Raw genomic sequence first — 16685 nt, 5'->3', positions numbered from 1 at the left:
CCGTACCCGCGCTCGCAGGGACCGGTCAGGCCGCCAGGCCGACCACCACCCAGATGAAGGCCACGCCCGCGACCGTGCACAGCAGGGTCGAGCGGGCGGGGTGCTCGTGGTGGGCCTCGGGGAGGATCTCGGCCGCGGCGAGGTAGAGCAGTGCCCCGCCGAAGAGGCCGAGATAGCCGCCGAGGAACCACTCCGGAATGCTGACGAGCGTGGTCGCGGCGGCGCCCACCATGGGGGCCAGGGCGTCCGCGACGAGCATGGCGACGGCCTTGCGGCGCGCGTTGCCGTACAGGCTGGTGAGGGTGAACGTGTTGAAGCCGTCGGCGAAGTCGTGGGCGATGACGGCGAGCGCGACCGCGGTGCCCATGCCGTTGTTCACCTGGAAGGCGGCCCCTATGGCGACGCCGTCCATGGCGCTGTGACCGACCATGGCGGCCGCCGCCGTCAGGCCCACCTCGGGGGCGCGGTGGTTGTGCCGCTCGTCGCCGCCGTGCGCGGCCTGCCGCGCGGCCAGCAGACGCTCCACCAGGTGGGCCAGCAGGAACCCGGCCACGAACAGCAGCAGGGCCGCCGGTACGCCGAACACCTCCCGGTCGGCCGCGCGCAGCGCCTCGGGCAGCAGGTCCAGGCCGACCACGCCCAGCATCAGGCCGCCCGCCAGTCCCAGGACCAGGTGGCGACGGTCGGTCACCCGCTGTGCCGTCCAGCCGCCGGCCAGCGTCATCAGGAACGCGCCGAGCGCGACGAAGACCGCCATGTGCCCTTGCTATCCGATCGGGCCCCGATCGCGCACATCCGGCCACTACCACATCACTGCATACCAGGACATTTCGCACGAGAGGACCCGAACCCATGGCCGATGCCCCGACCGGCAAGGTGACCTTCGTCGGTGCCGGCCCCGGCGCCGCCGACCTGCTGACGTTCCGCGCAGCCCGCGCGATCGCCGAGGCCGACGTGGTGATCTGGGCAGCCAGCCTGGTGCAGGCCGAGGTGCTCCAGCACGCGCGCGAGGACGCGGAGATCCTGGACTCGGCTGCCCTGTCCCTGGAGGACGTCGTCGCCGTGTACGAGCGGGCGCACGCGCAGGGGCTGAAAGTGGCCCGTGTCCACTCCGGCGACCCGGCGCTGTGGGGCGGCACGCAGGAGCAGCTCGACCGGTGCGCGGACATCGGCATCGCGACGGAGGTCGTGCCCGGCGTCTCGTCCTTCTCGGCCGTCGCCGCGCTGGCCCGGCGGGAGCTGACGATCCCGGAGGTCGCGCAGTCGGTCGTGCTGACCCGGCTCGGTGGCGGGAAGACGCCGATGCCGCCCGGCGAGGAGGTGCGCGAGTTCGCCCGGCACGGCACCACCATGGCGGTGTTCCTGTCGGCGGCCCGCAGCGGCCAGCTGGTGCGGGAGCTGCTGGAGGGCGGCTACCCGACGTCCACGCCGGTCGTCGTTGCCTACCAGGCGACCTGGCCGGAGGAGCTGATCGTCACCTGCACGATCGGCACGCTGGAGGAGACGGTCAAGGAGCACAAGCTCTGGAAGCACACGCTGTTCCTGATCGGCCCGGCCCTCGACGCCCGCGGCACCCGCTCGCACCTGTACCACCCCGGTCACTTCCACGGCCACCGCAAGGCCGACCCCGAGGCCCGCAAGGCCCTGCGCGCGCGGGGTGCGAGCACGTGATCACGGTCGTCGGTACGGGCACCGGGGCGGCGTCCGGCACCCGGGTGCCGCCCGGCACCGGGCTCGTCGTGGGCGCGCGGCGGCATCTGGACGCCGTACGCCTGCCGGAGGACGCCGAGCGGGTCGTCCTCGGTCCGCTGGCGCCCGCGCTCGACACCATCGCGGAGCACGTCGCCGAGGAGCGGCCCGTGCTCGTGCTGGCCTCCGGGGACCCCGGTTTCTTCGGGATCGTACGGGCGCTCGCCGAGCGGTTCGGGCCCGGGCTGCTCGACGTCCGCCCCGGTGTCTCCTCCGTCGCCGCCGCCTTCGCGCGGATCGGGCTGCCCTGGGACGACGCGGTGGTGGTCAGCGCGCACGGGCGGGATCTGCGGACGGCGGTGAACGTGTGCCGGGCGCGTGGGAAGGTCGCCGTGCTGACCGGGCCGGGGGCCGGGCCCGCCGAGCTGGGGGCCGCGCTGGCCGGCAGCTGCGGCGACGAGCGGGTCCTGGTCGTCGCCACCGCGCTGGGCGATCCGGCGGGCGAGCGCGTGGAACGGCTCACCCCCGCCGAGGCCGCGGCCCGCGACTGGGGCACGGCGGTGAACGTGGTGCTGTGCCTGGCCGGCACGCGGGCGCCCGGGCCGTTGCGCACGGTCGCGGGGCCACCGGCCGGCCCGTCCCGATGGGCCCTGGAGGAGAGCGAGTTCGCCCACCGCGACTCGATGATCACCAAGTTCGAGGTGCGCGCCCTGGCGCTGGCCCGGCTCGGGCCGCGCCTCGGCGACCTGGTCTGGGACGTGGGCGCGGGCTCAGGGTCGGTCGCCGTGGAGTGCGCCCGGCTGGGCGCCGCCGTCACCGCCGTGGAGAGGACCGCCGACGGTGTGGGGCGGATCCGCGCCAACGCGGCGGCGCACGCCGTGGACGTGGCGGTGGTGCACGGGACCGCGCCACAGGCGCTGGACGGGCTCGCCGACCCCGACGCGGTGTTCGTCGGCGGCGGCGGGCGCGCGCTGCCCGCCGTGGTGACCACGTGCGCGCGGCGGGCCCGGCGGACCGTCGTGGTCACCGTGGCGGCGCTCGACCGGGTGCCTGCCGTACGCGAGGCGCTGACCGCCGCCGGGCTCACCTGCGACGGCGTGCTGCTCCAGTCCTCGCGGCTCGCGCCGCTGCCGGGCGACGTGACCCGGCTCGCGGCCACCAACCCTGTTTTCCTGCTGTGGGGCACGCGGCCCCCGGCGCTGTGTGAAGGAGTCCCTGAGTGATCGGCCTCATTTCCGCCACGGCGGCGGGTGCGACCGCCCGGGACCGGCTGGCCGCGGCCTGGCCGGACCGTACCCGGGTGTACGAAGGGCCCGTCGGGGACGCCGTGCGGGCCGCCTTCGCCGAGTGCGGGCAACTGGTGTGCTTCCTGGCGACGGGGGCGGTCGTACGGCTGATCGCGCCGCTGCTGGGCGAGAAGGCCTCCGACCCGGGTGTGGTGTGCGTCGACGAGGGCGGCCGGTTCGCGGTGTCCCTGGTGGGCGGGCACGCCGGCGGGGCCAACGAACTGGCCCGCGCGGTGGGCGCGGTGCTGGACGCGGAGCCGGTCGTGACGACCGCGACGGACGCCGTGGGGCTGCCCGGCCTGGACACGCTCGGGCTTCCGGTGGAGGGCGATGTCGCCGGGGTCTCGCGGGCGCTGCTCGACGGGGAGCCGGTCGCGCTGGACGCGCAGGTGCGCTGGCCGCTGCCGCCGCTGCCGGTCGCCGCCGAGGGCGCGTACACGATCCGGATCACCGACCGTGCCGCCGCCTCCGCCGAGCGGGAGGTCGTCCTGCGCCCGCCGACCCTGGTGGTGGGCGTCGGCGCGTCCCGCGGCGCACCCGTCGAGGAGGTACTGGGCCTCGTCGAGGGCGCGTTGCGGGACGCCGGCCTGTCCCCGGCGTCGCTCGCCGAACTGGCCACGGTCGACGCCAAGGCCGAGGAGCCAGGACTCGTCGAGGCGGCCCGGCGGCTCGGCGTGCCCCTGGTGACCCACTCCGCCGAGGAGTTGGCGGCCGTCGACGTGCCCAACCCGTCGCGGGCACCGCTCGCCGCCGTCGGCACCCCGTCGGTCGCGGAGGCCGCCGCGCTCGTGCGCGGCGGTGAACTCCTCGTGCCCAAGCGGAAGTCGGAGCGCGCCGACGGGGCTCCCGCGATGGCCACCTGCGCGGTCGTGCGGCGGCCGGGGCGCGGGCGGCTCGCGGTCGTCGGGCTCGGGCCTGGCGCCCGGGACCTGCTCACGCCGCGCGCGCAGGCGGAGTTGCGGCGCGCCTCCGTCCTCGTGGGGCTCGACCAGTACGTCGACCAGATCCGCGACCTGCTGCGGCCCGGCACCCGGATCCTCCAGTCCGGTCTGGGCGCGGAGGAGGAGCGGGCGCGCACGGCGGTCGCCGAGGCCCGGCGCGGGCACGCCGTCGCGCTGATCGGCAGCGGCGACGCCGGGGTGTACGCCATGGCCTCCCCCGCGCTCGCCGAGGCGTCCGACGACATCGACGTGGTCGGGGTTCCGGGAGTCACGGCGGCGCTCGCGGCCGGTGCGATCCTCGGTGCGCCGCTCGGGCACGACCATGTGTCGATCAGCCTCTCCGACCTGCACACGCCGTGGGAGGTCATCGAGCGGCGGGTGCGGGCGGCGGCCGAGGCGGATCTCGTCGTGACGTTCTACAACCCCCGTTCCCGGGGCCGGGACTGGCAGCTGCCGAAGGCGCTGGCGATCCTCGCCGGGCACCGGGAGCCGACGACGCCGGTCGGTGTCGTACGCAACGCCTCGCGGCCCGGCGAGTCCAGCCGGGTCACCACGCTGGCCGCTCTGGACCCGGCGACGGTCGACATGATGACGGTCGTGACCGTGGGCAACACCGCGACCCGTGAGATCGCGGGGCGCATGGTCACGCCGCGCGGCTACCGCTGGCAGGGCCACTCACAGGAGGAGAACCGGTGAACCGTGTGGTCCACCCGATCGAGCAGGAGTCCTTCCGGCGGCTGCGCGCCCGCCTGGACACCTCGCGCTTCGCGCCGCTGACCCGGGCGGTGGTGGAGCGGGTCGTCCACTCCTCCGCCGACCTGGAGTACGCCTCGGACCTCGTCCTGGACGAGCGCGAGCTGGTGACGGCCCACGCGGCGCTGCACGCGGGCGCGCCCGTGGTCGTGGACGTGGAGATGGTGGCCGCCGGGATCACCCGGCGCGAGACCGTCTGCCGGCTCAAGGACGCCAGGTCGGGACCCGGGATGACCCGTTCCGCGCACGCCGTCCGGCTGGCCTACGAGGACGTCGGCCCCGGCGCGCTCTGGGTGATCGGCTGCGCGCCGACCGCCCTGGAGGAGCTGCTGAAGTTGGACGCCTCCCCCGCGCTCGTCATCGGCCTGCCCGTCGGCTTCGTCGGCGCGGCCGAGTCCAAGGCCGCGTTGCGCGAGAGCGGGCTGCCCGCCGTGAGCAACGTGTCCGAGAAGGGCGGTTCGGCGGTCGCCGCGGCCGCGCTCAATGCCCTGCTGTACCACCCGTACCACCCCGCTTCATCCGAGGAGACCCTGTGACCACGCCGACGCCGCCCGCCCTGCTCATCGCCGGTCACGGCACCCGGGACGACGCCGGAGCCGAGGCGTTCCGTGCCTTCGTCCGGGAGTTGGGGCGCCGCCACCCCGAGCTGCCCGTCGCGGGCGGCTTCATCGAGCTGTCCCCGCCGCCGCTGGGCGAGGCCGTCGCCGAGCTGGTCGAGCGGGGCGTGCGGCGGTTCGCCGCCGTACCGCTGATGCTGGTGTCCGCCGGGCACGCCAAGGGCGACATCCCGGCGGCGCTGGCCCGCGAGAAGGAACGGCACCCGGGGATCTCGTACACCTACGGACGGCCGCTGGGCCCGCACCCCTCACTGCTGAGCGTGCTGGAGCGACGGTTGGACGAGGCGGTCGACCCCTCCTGGGACCGCTCCGAGGTGACGGTGCTGCTGGTGGGGCGCGGCTCGACCGACCCGGACGCCAACGCCGAGGTGCACAAGGCGGCGCGGCTGCTGTGGGAGGGGCGCGGATACGCGGGCGTGGAGACGGCCTTCGTGTCGCTGGCGGCACCGGACGTGCCGAGCGGGCTGGACCGGTGCGTGCGGCTGGGGGCGCGGCGGATCGTGGTCCTCCCCTACTTCCTGTTCACGGGCATCCTGCCGGACCGGGTACGGCGGCAGACGGCGGACTGGGCCGCCGCGCACCCGGAGGCCGACGTGCGCTCGGCGGACGTCATCGGGCCGGAGCCGGAATTGCTGGACCTGGTGATGGAGCGGTACGAGGAGGCGGTGAAGGGTGATCTGCGGATGAACTGCGACTCGTGCGTGTACCGGATCGCGCTGCCGGGCTTCGAGGACAAGGTGGGACTGCCGCAGCAGCCGCACTTCCACCCGGACGACGACGGGCACGGGCACGGGCATCACCACCATGGAGGGCATCACGGAGGGCACTCCCACACCCATGCGCACTGAGGACGCGGTGCCGGCCGGGCACGATCTGCGGCACCACGGGGACGCCGAGGTGCGCGACGACGGGGCGGCCCTGGTCGACCTGGCCGTGAACGTACGGGCGGACACGCCGCCGGTGTGGCTGCGGGAGCGGATCGCCGCGTCGCTGACCGGTCTCGCCGCCTACCCGGACGGGCGGGCCGCGCGGGCGGCGGTGGCGGCGCGGCACGGGCTGCCGGTGGAGCGGGTGCTGCTGACGGCGGGGGCCGCGGAGGCGTTCGTGCTGCTGGCGCGGGCGTTGAAGGTACGGCGGCCGGTCGTCGTGCACCCGCAGTTCACCGAGCCGGAGGCGGCGCTGCGGGACGCGGGGCACACGGTCGAGCGGGTGCTGCTGCGGGCGGAGGACGGCTTCCGGCTCGATCCGGCGGCCGTCCCCGAGGACGCGGATCTGGTGGTGGTCGGCAACCCGACCAACCCGACGTCGGTACTGCACCCGGCCTCTGTGCTCACCGAACTGGCCCGCCCGGGGCGGGTGCTGGTGGTCGACGAGGCCTTCATGGACGCGGTGCCGGGCGAGCGGGAGGCACTGGCGGGGCGGACGGACGTGCCCGGCCTGGTGGTGCTGCGCAGCCTGACCAAGACATGGGGTCTCGCGGGGCTGCGGATCGGCTACGCGCTGGCGTCACCCGAGCTGATCGCCGAGTTGGAGCGGGCCCAGCCGCTGTGGCCCGTGTCCACACCCGCGCTCGCGGCGGCGGTCGCGTGCGTGGAGCCGCGGGCGCTGGCGGAGGCGGAGGACGCGGCCCGCCGCATCGCCACGGACCGGGCCCACCTGGTGGCGGGCCTGGCCTCCTTCGCGGAGCACGGGGTGCGGGTGGTGCGACCGGCCGAGGGCCCCTTCGTGCTGGCGCGCATGCCGGGGGCGGCGGACGTACGACGACGGCTGCGCGCCCTGGGATACGCGGTGCGGCGCGGGGACACGTTCCCCGGGCTGGGCGAGGACTGGCTGCGGCTCGCGGTACGGGACGGGGGGACGGTGGACGGATTCGTCCGCGCCCTGGGCTCGACGCTGACGAAGCCGTACACCGTCCCCTGACTCACCGCGCCGGGAAGTCCCGCTGGTCCGGGACTTCCCGGCGGGGCCGCGCGGTCCCGGCCGTCAGCCGCGGCGCCGCCGTGCCACCGCCAGCGCGCCTCCTCCCGCCGCCAGCAGGACGGCGGAGCCCGCCGCCAGGTACGGCGTGACGGAGCTGCCGCCCGTCTCCGCCAGGTCGACGTTCTTCTTCTCCGGGACGGTCTGCGGCTTCACATCGGCGGCGGCCCGGGGCTTCACGTCGTCGCTCCCGGACTTGTCCTCGGCGCCCTGCGGCTTGTCGTCGCCGCCCTGGTCGGCGGGCGGGGCCGCCTCCTTCTCCGGCGCCGCCGGGGACTCGCACGTCGCCTTGGCGAGGGTGACGGTGCCCTCCACCTCGGCCACGTTGAGCTTGAGCGGGTTGACGGAGACCTTGAGTTCCAGGGCCGTCGCCGCGGCGGTGCGGGAGGTCGTCTCCCGCTTCGACAGGTCCAGGCGGACCTCGCCGACCCCGGGGACACGGACGTCGGTCGTGCCGCCGGCGCTGAGCCTGACCCTCTTGCCGAGTACCGTCACGGAGCCCAGGACGTTGCTGCTCGCGACCGGGGACTCGCCGGCCTCGCAGGTCGCCTTGGACGTGACCTGGTCGACCTCGATCAGGGACAGCAGGGGCAGGCCGGGGACGTGGATGCGGGCGTGGGCCAGCTGGACCAGGCCCTCCGCCTTGTCCGCGGAGACGGTGGCGTCGGTCTTCGCCACGTCCGCACGGATCACGCTGAAGGGCTTCCCGCCGTCGACGCCGTCGAGCTTGGCGGTCAGCGCGGTCTGCTGCGCGCTCCGCGGTGCCTCGACCTCGTTGAGGGAGACGGCGAGCGGGACGTTCACCGTCTTGTTGAGCAGGGACACGTCCAGCCCGGTGCGCAGGACGGAGGCACTCGCGTGACCTTCCTGCCCACCGGTCGCGTGCGCGGATCCCGCGCCGACCAGCGTCACCGGCCCGGCGGCCAGGACGGTGGCCGCGGCTGCGGTGGCGCAACGGCGGGCGGACATACGGAAGTTGTTGCCGTTCAAGGTGTGGGACCCCCAGAAAGGAATGCTTGGGACCCGGTAAGAATTACGTACTGAGGGTGAACGGTCAGCGATCCAGCGTGACTTCACTCGTTCGGAACGTTTCCGTGCATTCATTCGATTCTCCGTGCACGGGTGTTCCCCCCAGCCACTCCCGTGACGCGGTCGTCAGACGGAGCTGCCTCCGGAGCAGGCCACCCGGTAGCGTCCCGGCGTGGTGCCGAACTCGCGGTTGAAGGCGTGGGAGAGGGCGTAGGGGGTGCCGTAGCCGACTCGGCGGGCGATCGCGGCCAGGGGGTCGTGGGTGTCGCGGAGGAGGGTGGCGGCGAGGGTCAGGCGCCACCAGGTGAGATAGCCCATTGGAGGGCGGCCGACCAAGTGCGTGAAGCGCCGCGCCAGAGTGGGGCGGGACACGCCGACCTCTGCGGCGAGGCGGTCGTTGGTCCACGCGGCGGCCGGGTCGGCGTGCAGGGCCCTGAGGGCGGCGGCGGCCACGGGGTCGCCCAGGACGGTTGGCCAGGTTCCGGTCGTGTCCTCGGCCATCCACGCGCGGATCATGTACACGAGGAGCAGGTCGAGCAGGCTGGGGACCGCGATGCAGGCTCCGGGCTGCCGCTCGCCCAGTTCCCTTCCCAGCAGGTCGATGGCGGACCGGAGCGCGGGGTGGCTGCCGACTTGGTGCGGGAGGTGCACGACCGTGGGCAGTTCCGCCATGAGCGGATGCATCCGGGTGCGGTCGAGCCGGTACTTTCCGCACAGCATCTGCACCTCACCGGTGCCCGCTGCCGGGGAGTCGGGGGGACTTGCCTCCTGTCGGCGTTCGAACGGTACGGCTCGTTCCAGCGCGGTGGCGTCGATGTCGGTGTGGCGGTCGGCGAGCACATGTCCCGCACCGTGCGGCAGCAGCACCGCGTCACCGGTGCCGAGCAGGAGCGCGGGGCCGCCGCCGTCAGGCAGCAGCCGGCATCCGCCCTTCAGTACGACGTGGAAGCCCGCACCGTCGTACGGGGCGAGTCGGGTGCACCATCTCCCGCTGATCTCCATGCGGTTGGAGGAGGACCGGCCGATGCGCACGGCCGCTATCGCGTCGCTCACGATGTCCATCGGGCCAGAGTATCCATGGACGGACGGACTGAGACGAACGCGTATTCAGATGAGCCCTGGAGGCATTGAGAGCATCAGCCGTGCTTCCTAGGGTCAACGACATGGACAGTGAGAACGCGCAGAGCATGATGCTGGGAGATGTCGAGATCATCCGCCTCGTGGAGTGGCAGGGGGCGTACGCGCCGGCCCGCACACTGGTCCCGGACTCGTCGGCGCAGTTGTGGAAGGAGAACGAGGACTGGCTCGCCCCGGACCACTGGAGTTCGGACAGCGATCAGGTGGTGGTCGCGTTGCAGACGTGGGTCCTGCGCAGCGGCGGCCGGACGATCGTGGTGGATCCGGGGCTGGGTGACGGCCGTGAGCGCCCGGGCTCGCCGATGTTCCACCACTGGCAGAGCGACTTCCTCGACCGGCTGACCCTGGGGGCCGGTATCCGTCCGGAGGATGTGGGCGTCGTGGTCAACACACACCTCCACGCCGATCACGTCGGCTGGAACACCATGGGGCCTGCGGGAGAGTGGGTGCCGACGTTCCCCAACGCCCAGTATCTGCTGCCCGCCGCCGACGACTTCCACTTCGGTCCGTCCAACGCGTACGGGAACGGGCTGCGCGAGGACGACCGGCTGATCTACGAGGACAGCATCGCTCCCCTCCACCAGGCCGGACAGGCCGTGCTGTGGGACGGCACGCACCGCATCGACGCCCGCCTCACCCTGGAGTCGGCCCCGGGCCACACGCCCGGCTCGTCCGTCCTGCGGCTCGAATCCGGGGGCGAACGGGCGGTCTTCGTCGGCGACCTGATGCACAGCCCGGTACAGATCCTCGCCCCCGCGTGCAGCAGCTGCCTGTGCCTGGACCCGGTACGGGCGGCGGCCAGCCGCCGCCGGATACTCGAGCGGGCGGCCGAAGCGAGGGAGTTGGTCATCCCTGCGCACTTCGGCGGCGCGGGAGCCATGGAGGTCCGACGCGCGGGAAGCGGGTTCACACTCGGGCGGTGGGCGGCGTATCAGACGCGGTAGCCGGCAAGGAGGACGAGCCTGGGCGAGCGCGGACGCCACATGGCGAACGTCCTGACGGTCTCGGACGGCACGCTGACCGACCCTTGTTCCCCGCCCCTGAGACCGGGTGCGCCCCGGGGACACTCAAAGGCACCGTTCGCAGCGCTCGTCTGCTGTACGTGCCGTCCGCGCACGCCCCTCAGCCGGCCACCCTGCCGTTCAGGACCACCCGTCGCGGTGCCGCCAGCACGCCTACGTCCGCGCGCGGGTCCTCGTCGTAGACCACGAGGTCGGCGGGGGCGCCCTCGTCCAGGCCGGGGCGGCCCAGCCAGGTGCGGGCGGCCCAGGTGGTCGCGGAGAGGGCCTCGAGGGGCGGGATGCCGGCCTTGACCAGTTCGGCGACCTCGGCCGCCGCCAGGCCGTGGGGCAGGGAGCCGCCGGCGTCGGTGCCGACGAAGACCGGGATGCCGGCGTCGTAGGCGGCGCGGACGGTGTCGTAGCGGCGTTCGTGCAGGCGGCGCATGTGGGCCGACCAGCGGGGGTACCTGGCCTCGCCGCCGGCGGCGAGGCCGGGGAAGGTGGCGATGTTGACGAGGGTGGGGACGATCGCGACGCCGCGTTCGGCGAACAGCGGGATCAGGTCCTCGGTCAGGCCCGTGGCGTGCTCGATGCAGTCGATGCCCGCCTCGACCAGGTCGCGCAGGGAGTCCTCCGCGAAGCAGTGGGCCGTCACGCGCGCGCCCAGACGGTGGGCCTCCGCCATCGCCGCCTCGAGCGCCTCGCGCGGCCAGCAGGCCGACAGGTCGCCGAGGTCACGGTCGATCCAGTCGCCGACCAGCTTGACCCAGCCGTCGCCGCGCCGGGCCTCCTGGGCGACGTAGGCGACCAGGTCCTCCGGTTCGATCTCCCAGGCGTAGTTGCGGATGTAGCGGCGGGTGCGGGCGATGTGGCGGCCCGCACGGATGATCTTCGGCAGGTCCTCGCGCTCGTCGATCCAGCGGGTGTCCGAGGGCGAGCCCGCGTCCCGCAGGAGGAGCGTGCCGGCGTCCCGGTCGGTGAGCGCCTGCTTCTCCGAGACGTCGTCGGGCACCGGTCCGTGCTCGTCGAGGCCGACGTGGCAGTGCGCGTCGACCAGACCGGGCAGCACCCAGCCCTCGACGGTCGTCGCGTCGGTGGCGCCGGCGGGGCGGTCGTAGGAGATCCGGCCGCCGACCACCCACAGCTCGTCCCGGACCTGGTCCTCGTCCGGTCCGACGAGCACCCGCCCCTTCACGTGCAGCACCGCGTCATCGCTCATGCACCGCACCTTAGTGAGCCGGTGCCCGCCGCGGACCCCCGGCCCCGGGTCGCCGGGGAAAGGCCCCAGGTCGCCGGGTGAAAGCGGGGCAGAACCGCCGACTACGCTCGACGCGTTCACCCTCGCCCGTACGAAGAGAGCACCGCCGTGACGAACCCCTTCCTGGACCTCACTCCACTGAGCGCCGACCGCTTCGCCTCGATCGAGGACCGGGTGGCGCGGCTGCTGGCCACCGAGCAGGACGTCGTGATCACGCAGGGCGAGGCCCTGCTGCCCCTGGAGGGCGCGATCAGGGGGACGGCCGGTCCCGGCACGACCGCGCTGAACGTGATCACGGGGCCGTACGGGCAGACCTTCGGCACCTGGCTGCGGGACTGCGGCGCGACGGTGTACGACCTGTCCGTGCCGTACCACACGGCGGTCACGGCGGACCAGGTCAGGGACGCTTTCGCCGAGCACCCGGAGATCGACTTCGTGTCGTTGGTGCACGCGGAGGCGGCGACCGGCAACACCAATCCGGTCGCGGAGATCGGCGAGGTCGTACGGGAGCGGGGCGCCCTGTTCTACCTGGACGCCGTGGCGTCCGTCGGCGCGGAGCCGGTGCTGCCGGACGCGTGGGGTGTCGACCTGTGCGTGATCGGGGCGCAGAAGGCGATGGGCGGCCCGGCCGGGGTGTCGGCGGTGTCGGTCAGCGAGCGCGCCTGGGCCCGGATGGTGGCGAACCCGCAGGCGCCGCGCCGCTCCTACCTGTCCCTGCTGGACTGGAAGGAGCGCTGGATCGACGGCGGCCGCAAGGCGCTGCTGCACGCGCCCGCGCAGTTGGAGATGCTGGCGCTCGAGGCCTGCCTGGAGCGCATCGAGGCGGTCGGCCCGGACGCGGTGATGGACCGCCACCGCCGCGCCGCCGCGGCGACCCGCGCCGGTGCACTGGCCCTGGGCGGGGGCCTGGAGCCGTACGTGCACAAGGCCTCGGAGGCGGCCCCGGTCGCCACCACGCTGCGGACCCCGTCGGACGTCGACGCCTCCGACCTGGTGGCCCGCGCCCTGGAGAGCGACCCCGCACTCCCGCTGGCGGCGGGTGGCGGCCAGCTCGCCAAGGAGATGATCCGCGTCAACCACTACGGGGCGGACGCCGCCCAGGACGTGGTCGAGGCCGCCCTGACGGCCCTGGGCGTCGCCCTCACCGGCCACGGCGCGACCGTGGACGTCGCGGCCGCCCGGCAGGCGGTCACGGAGGCCTGGCAGCGGTAGGCAGTCGGGCTGCGGACCGGCCGGTGGCCGGAATGCCGAGGTGTTCGTGGACATGATGGCGGCATCATTGCGGACCGCGCCCGGCACAACGGTGGGCCCGCATTCTTCGGAATCGGATCGACGGAGTTGACGGGGCTGACGGGGTTTCCTGGCGAGATAATTCGGTAATTAAATTCCAGGCGGCTACCCATATTCTTCTGCCCCGTTTCTCCGGGCCTAAACGCAGAGATTTCACCCACGCTCGGCGGTGCAATTCGGAGACCCGCCAGGAGCGTTACGTGACTGTGATGCGGTCCACGAACGCGCCCTTTTTGCGCGGTATTTCACGGACAAACCCACCCATATCGTCACCCTCTCGCGCGATCACGCGCCCGCGCGATAACACATGTGCACAGTTCACGTAAGGCTCCAGGGCGATGCATTTTTGAATTCTGCTCGGTAAGTTCATTCCACATGACTGCCGCCCAAGCAGACCTGCATTCCCCCCGCACAGAATTGCCGGAGGCGCCCCGCATCGAGCGCCCCTCCCCCGCCGACGGCGCCGCACTCTGGCGACTCGCGAAGGAATCCGGGACGCTGGATGTGAACTCCTCGTACAGCTATCTCCTCTGGTGCCGCGACTTCGCCGCCACGTCGGCGGTGGCGCGCGGCGCCGACGGCGAGCCGGTCGGCTTCGTCACCGGATACGTGCGGCCCGACCGTCCGCACACGCTGCTCGTCTGGCAGGTGGCCGTGGACGCCGGTCACCGCGGCCGGGGCCTGGCCGCCCGGCTGCTCGACGCACTCACCGCCCGGGTCGCCGCCGAGCGCGGGCTCACCGCCGTGGAGACCACGATCACCCCGGGCAACACCGCCTCCGAGCGGCTCTTCGCCTCCTACGCCGCCCGGCACGGCGCCACGGTCGAGCGCGAGGTCCTGTTCGGGGCCGAGCAGTTCCCGGACGGACCGCACGACCCGGAGGTCCTCCACCGGATCGGCCCGCTCTCCTTCTGACCACGCCGAGCGCGCGCCGACCGCGCCCTCCCCAGCCCCTGCGGCCCTCGGCCCTTGTGGCCCCCGGTCCCAGCCACCTTTCCCCGCCTCCCTCTCACTCCCCACACCGAGGAGCGATTCGTCGTGACCATCACCCAGCCGGACCTGAGCGTCTTCGAGACCCTGGAGTCCGAGGTGCGCAGTTACTGCCGCGGCTGGCCGACCGTCTTCGACCAGGCGCGCGGCAGCCGCATGTACGACGAGGACGGCCACGAGTACCTCGACTTCTTCGCGGGCGCGGGCTCGCTCAACTACGGCCACAACAACCCCGTCCTGAAACGGGCGTTGATCGACTACCTGGAGCGCGACGGGGTCACCCACGGGCTCGACATGTCGACCACCGCCAAGCGCACGTTCCTCCAGACCTTCCAGAACCTGGTCCTGCGCCCCCGCGACCTGCCGTACAAGGTGATGTTCCCGGGCCCGACCGGCACCAACGCCGTGGAGTCGGCGCTGAAGCTGGCTCGCAAGGTCAAGGGGCGCGAGGCGATCGTGTCGTTCACCAACGCCTTCCACGGCATGTCGCTGGGCTCCCTGGCCGTCACCGGGAACGCCTTCAAGCGGGCCGGCGCCGGTATCCCGCTCGTGCACGGCACGCCCATGCCGTTCGACAACTACTTCGACGGCCAGGTCCCGGACTTCCTGTGGTTCGAGCGGCTGCTGGAGGACCAGGGCTCCGGTTTCGACAAGCCGGCCGCCGTGATCGTCGAGACCGTGCAGGGCGAGGGCGGCATCAACGTCGCCCGGCCCGAGTGGCTGCGCGCGCTCAAGGCGCTGTGCGAGCGGCAGGACATGCTGCTGATCGTCGACGACATCCAGATGGGGTGCGGGCGCACCGGGGCCTTCTTCTCCTTCGAGGAGGCCGGGATCGTGCCCGACATCGTCACCGTCTCGAAGTCCATCAGCGGCTACGGCCTGCCGATGTCGCTGTGCCTGTTCCGGCCGGAGCTCGACGTGTGGGAGCCGGGCGAGCACAACGGCACCTTCCGCGGCAACAACCCGGCGTTCGTCACGGCCACGGCCGCCCTGGAGGCCTACTGGACGGACGGCTCGGCGATGGAGAAGCAGACCCGCGCCCGCGGTGAGCTGCTGGAGCAGTGGCTGATCTCGATCACCGAGGAGAACCTCGCCGACGTCAGGGAGTACCGGGGCCGGGGCCTGGTGTGGGGCATGGAGTTCCACGACCCGGAACGGGCCGGGCGGATCGCGCGGCGCGCCTTCGACCTCGGGCTGCTGGTGGAGACGTCCGGCCCGCAGGGCGAGGTCGTCAAGCTGCTGCCCGCCCTGACCATCACCCCCGAGGAGCTGGACGAGGGCATGAGCGTCCTCGCCCGCGCGGTCCGCGAGACCGCCTGACCACCTGACCACCTGACCGCCGAGCCATCAAGCCAACGGCACAGGGCCAACGACACAAGGAGGAACGCACCACCGTGATCGTCCGTTCGTTCAAGGACATCGAAGGCACCGACCGGCACGTGAAGGCCGCGTCCGGCACCTGGGAGAGCAAGCGCATCGTCCTCGCCAAGGAGAAGGTCGGCTTCTCCGTGCACGAGACGATCCTGTACGCGGGTACGGAGACGTCGATGTGGTACGCGAACCACATCGAGGCCGTCGTCTGCGTCGAGGGCGAGGCCGAGCTGACCGACCGTGAGACCGGGAAGACCTACACGATCACGCCCGGGACCATGTACCTCCTCGACGGCCACGAGCGGCACACGCTCCGCGTCAAGGAGGACTTCCGCTGCATCTGCGTGTTCAACCCGCCCGTCACCGGGCGGGAGGACCACGACGAGAACGGCGTCTACCCCCTGCTCACCGAGCCCGAGGAGGTGTGAACACCCCATGACCGACGTCACCGACCTGTATCCCACCCGCGGCGCCACCGAAGTGACCACTCCCCGCCAGGACCCGGTCCTCTGGGGCTCCCCCGACACACCGGGACCGATCGGCTCCGCCGGCCTCGAGTCGTTCGAGCGCGACGGCTTCCTCGCCGTCGACCAGCTGATCGCCGAGGACGAGGTCGCCGTCTACCGGCGGGAGCTGGAGCGGCTGGTGGGCGATCCGGCGATCCGGGCCGACGAACGCTCCATCGTGGAGCCGAAGTCGAAGGAGATCCGCTCGGTCTTCGAGGTGCACCGGATCAGCGAGGTGTTCGCCGGGCTGGTGCGCGACGAGCGCGTCGTCGGGCGGGCCCGGCAGATCCTCGGCTCGGACGTGTACGTCCACCAGTCGCGGATCAACGTGAAGCCGGGCTTCGGGGCCAGCGGCTTCTACTGGCACTCGGACTTCGAGACCTGGCACGCCGAGGACGGTCTGTCGAACATGCGGGCGGTGTCCGTCTCGATCGCGCTGACCGAGAACCACGACACCAACGGCGGCCTCATGATCATGCCGGGGTCGCACCGCACGTTCCTCGGCTGTGCGGGGGCCACGCCGACGGACAACTACAAGAAGTCGCTTCAGATGCAGGACGCGGGCACCCCGTCCGACGAGGCGCTGACCGCTCTGGCCGGGCAGTACGGCATCAAGCTGTTCACGGGCAGGCCCGGCTCGGCGACCTGGTTCGACTGCAACGCCATGCACGGCTCCGGCGACAACATCACGCCGTTCCCGCGCAGCAACGTGTTCATCGTGTTCAACAGCGTGGAGAACACGGCGGTGGAGCCGTTCGCGGCACCGGTACGGCGTCCGGAGTTCATCGGGGCTCGGGACTTCACTCCGGTGCGGTGAGCCCGGCCGGGGGTCCGGGGGTC

General features: G+C 73.0%; 16 protein-coding genes. 12 read left to right on the top strand and 4 right to left on the bottom strand.

Going from position 1 to position 16685, the window contains the following annotated elements:
• Positions 1-25: 25 nt before the first annotated feature.
• The gene (locus ACIHCX_RS04490; RefSeq protein WP_400026440.1) at positions 26-757 is read right to left on the bottom strand and encodes a ZIP family metal transporter; all 732 of its coding nucleotides are present in this window, start codon (positions 755-757) and stop codon (positions 26-28) included.
• 95 nt (positions 758-852) lie between these two features.
• Between ACIHCX_RS04490 and cobM the strand changes: the two genes are divergently transcribed.
• Genes cobM through cobC form a run of 6 tightly spaced genes read left to right on the top strand, consistent with a single transcriptional unit; the run spans position 853 to position 7206 of the window.
• A complete protein-coding gene (gene cobM / locus ACIHCX_RS04485) occupies positions 853-1671 on the top strand; it encodes a precorrin-4 C(11)-methyltransferase (RefSeq protein ID WP_400026438.1) in 819 nt (272 codons plus the stop codon).
• A complete protein-coding gene (gene cbiE, locus ACIHCX_RS04480; RefSeq protein ID WP_400026436.1) occupies positions 1668-2912 on the top strand; it encodes a precorrin-6y C5,15-methyltransferase (decarboxylating) subunit CbiE in 1245 nt (414 codons plus the stop codon). The genes cobM and cbiE overlap by 4 nt, the downstream gene beginning before the upstream one ends.
• A complete protein-coding gene (gene cobJ, locus ACIHCX_RS04475) occupies positions 2909-4612 on the top strand; it encodes a precorrin-3B C(17)-methyltransferase (RefSeq protein WP_400026435.1) in 1704 nt (567 codons plus the stop codon). Before cbiE ends, cobJ begins: the two co-directional genes overlap by 4 nt.
• A complete protein-coding gene (locus ACIHCX_RS04470) occupies positions 4609-5205 on the top strand; it encodes a precorrin-8X methylmutase (RefSeq protein WP_400026433.1) in 597 nt (198 codons plus the stop codon). The genes cobJ and ACIHCX_RS04470 overlap by 4 nt, the downstream gene beginning before the upstream one ends.
• Entirely contained in the window at positions 5202-6134 is a 933-nt protein-coding gene (locus tag ACIHCX_RS04465; RefSeq protein ID WP_400026432.1) for a sirohydrochlorin chelatase, read from the top strand. The genes ACIHCX_RS04470 and ACIHCX_RS04465 overlap by 4 nt, the downstream gene beginning before the upstream one ends.
• Positions 6124-7206 carry an Rv2231c family pyridoxal phosphate-dependent protein CobC gene (gene cobC / locus ACIHCX_RS04460; protein ID WP_400026431.1) on the top strand — a complete coding sequence of 361 codons (1083 nt, stop codon included), beginning with the start codon at positions 6124-6126 and terminating at the stop codon, positions 7204-7206. Before ACIHCX_RS04465 ends, cobC begins: the two co-directional genes overlap by 11 nt.
• Positions 7207-7269: 63 nt before the next feature.
• Here cobC and ACIHCX_RS04455 read toward each other — a convergent pair whose 3' ends face one another.
• Together ACIHCX_RS04455 and ACIHCX_RS04450 are read right to left on the bottom strand one after the other, a co-directional pair.
• Entirely contained in the window at positions 7270-8253 is a 984-nt protein-coding gene (locus tag ACIHCX_RS04455) for an SCO1860 family LAETG-anchored protein (protein ID WP_400026429.1), read from the bottom strand.
• 165 nt (positions 8254-8418) lie between these two features.
• A complete protein-coding gene (locus ACIHCX_RS04450) occupies positions 8419-9354 on the bottom strand; it encodes an AraC family transcriptional regulator (protein ID WP_400026427.1) in 936 nt (311 codons plus the stop codon).
• 101 nt (positions 9355-9455) lie between these two features.
• On the opposite strand from ACIHCX_RS04450, the gene ACIHCX_RS04445 reads away from it, so the two are divergent.
• Positions 9456-10373 (top strand): MBL fold metallo-hydrolase, encoded by a 918-nt coding sequence (locus ACIHCX_RS04445; RefSeq protein WP_400026425.1) that lies wholly within the window; start codon positions 9456-9458, stop codon positions 10371-10373.
• Positions 10374-10551: 178 nt separating this feature from the next.
• On the opposite strand, the gene ACIHCX_RS04440 is transcribed toward ACIHCX_RS04445, so the two are convergent.
• A complete protein-coding gene (locus tag ACIHCX_RS04440; RefSeq protein ID WP_400026424.1) occupies positions 10552-11649 on the bottom strand; it encodes an amidohydrolase family protein in 1098 nt (365 codons plus the stop codon).
• A gap of 147 nt (positions 11650-11796) precedes the next feature.
• Here ACIHCX_RS04440 and ACIHCX_RS04435 point away from each other — a divergent pair, with 147 nt between their 5' ends.
• From ACIHCX_RS04435 to thpD, 5 genes are all read left to right on the top strand, one after another.
• Positions 11797-12900, top strand: a complete 1104-nt coding sequence (locus ACIHCX_RS04435; RefSeq protein ID WP_400026422.1) for a pyridoxal-phosphate-dependent aminotransferase family protein — start codon at positions 11797-11799, stop codon at positions 12898-12900.
• A gap of 453 nt (positions 12901-13353) precedes the next feature.
• Positions 13354-13893: a diaminobutyrate acetyltransferase gene (gene ectA, locus ACIHCX_RS04430; RefSeq protein WP_400026420.1), complete on the top strand. Its 540-nt coding sequence runs from the start codon at positions 13354-13356 to the stop codon at positions 13891-13893.
• A gap of 123 nt (positions 13894-14016) precedes the next feature.
• Positions 14017-15288 carry a diaminobutyrate--2-oxoglutarate transaminase gene (gene ectB / locus ACIHCX_RS04425; RefSeq protein WP_400026418.1) on the top strand — a complete coding sequence of 424 codons (1272 nt, stop codon included), beginning with the start codon at positions 14017-14019 and terminating at the stop codon, positions 15286-15288.
• A 74-nt stretch (positions 15289-15362) separates the two neighbouring features.
• Positions 15363-15767, top strand: a complete 405-nt coding sequence (locus ACIHCX_RS04420; protein WP_225074089.1) for an ectoine synthase — start codon at positions 15363-15365, stop codon at positions 15765-15767.
• A gap of 7 nt (positions 15768-15774) precedes the next feature.
• The gene (gene thpD / locus ACIHCX_RS04415) at positions 15775-16662 is read left to right on the top strand and encodes an ectoine hydroxylase (RefSeq protein WP_400026416.1); all 888 of its coding nucleotides are present in this window, start codon (positions 15775-15777) and stop codon (positions 16660-16662) included.
• Positions 16663-16685: the final 23 nt, after the last annotated feature.

It is taken from the genome of Streptomyces sp. NPDC052043 (assembly GCF_044548235.1).
Taxonomy (GTDB): Bacteria; Actinomycetota; Actinomycetes; order Streptomycetales; family Streptomycetaceae; genus Streptomyces.
The sequence above is the reverse complement of the archived record's forward strand: the minus strand, read 5'-3'. Positions and strand labels throughout refer to the sequence as shown.

Bases quoted from the DNA above. Each gene is read 5' to 3' on its own strand.
- ACIHCX_RS04490 (WP_400026440.1), bottom strand. From the start codon at position 757: ATGGCGGTCTTCGTCGCGCTCGGCGCGTTCCTGATGACGCTGGCCGGC.
- cobM (WP_400026438.1), top strand. From the start codon at position 853: ATGGCCGATGCCCCGACCGGCAAGGTGACCTTCGTCGGTGCCGGCCCC.
- cobC (WP_400026431.1), top strand. From the start codon at position 6,124: ATGCGCACTGAGGACGCGGTGCCGGCCGGGCACGATCTGCGGCACCAC.
- ACIHCX_RS04450 (WP_400026427.1), bottom strand. From the start codon at position 9,354: ATGGACATCGTGAGCGACGCGATAGCGGCCGTGCGCATCGGCCGGTCC.
- ACIHCX_RS04445 (WP_400026425.1), top strand. From the start codon at position 9,456: ATGGACAGTGAGAACGCGCAGAGCATGATGCTGGGAGATGTCGAGATC.
- ACIHCX_RS04440 (WP_400026424.1), bottom strand. From the start codon at position 11,649: ATGAGCGATGACGCGGTGCTGCACGTGAAGGGGCGGGTGCTCGTCGGA.
- ectA (WP_400026420.1), top strand. From the start codon at position 13,354: ATGACTGCCGCCCAAGCAGACCTGCATTCCCCCCGCACAGAATTGCCG.
- thpD (WP_400026416.1), top strand. From the start codon at position 15,775: ATGACCGACGTCACCGACCTGTATCCCACCCGCGGCGCCACCGAAGTG.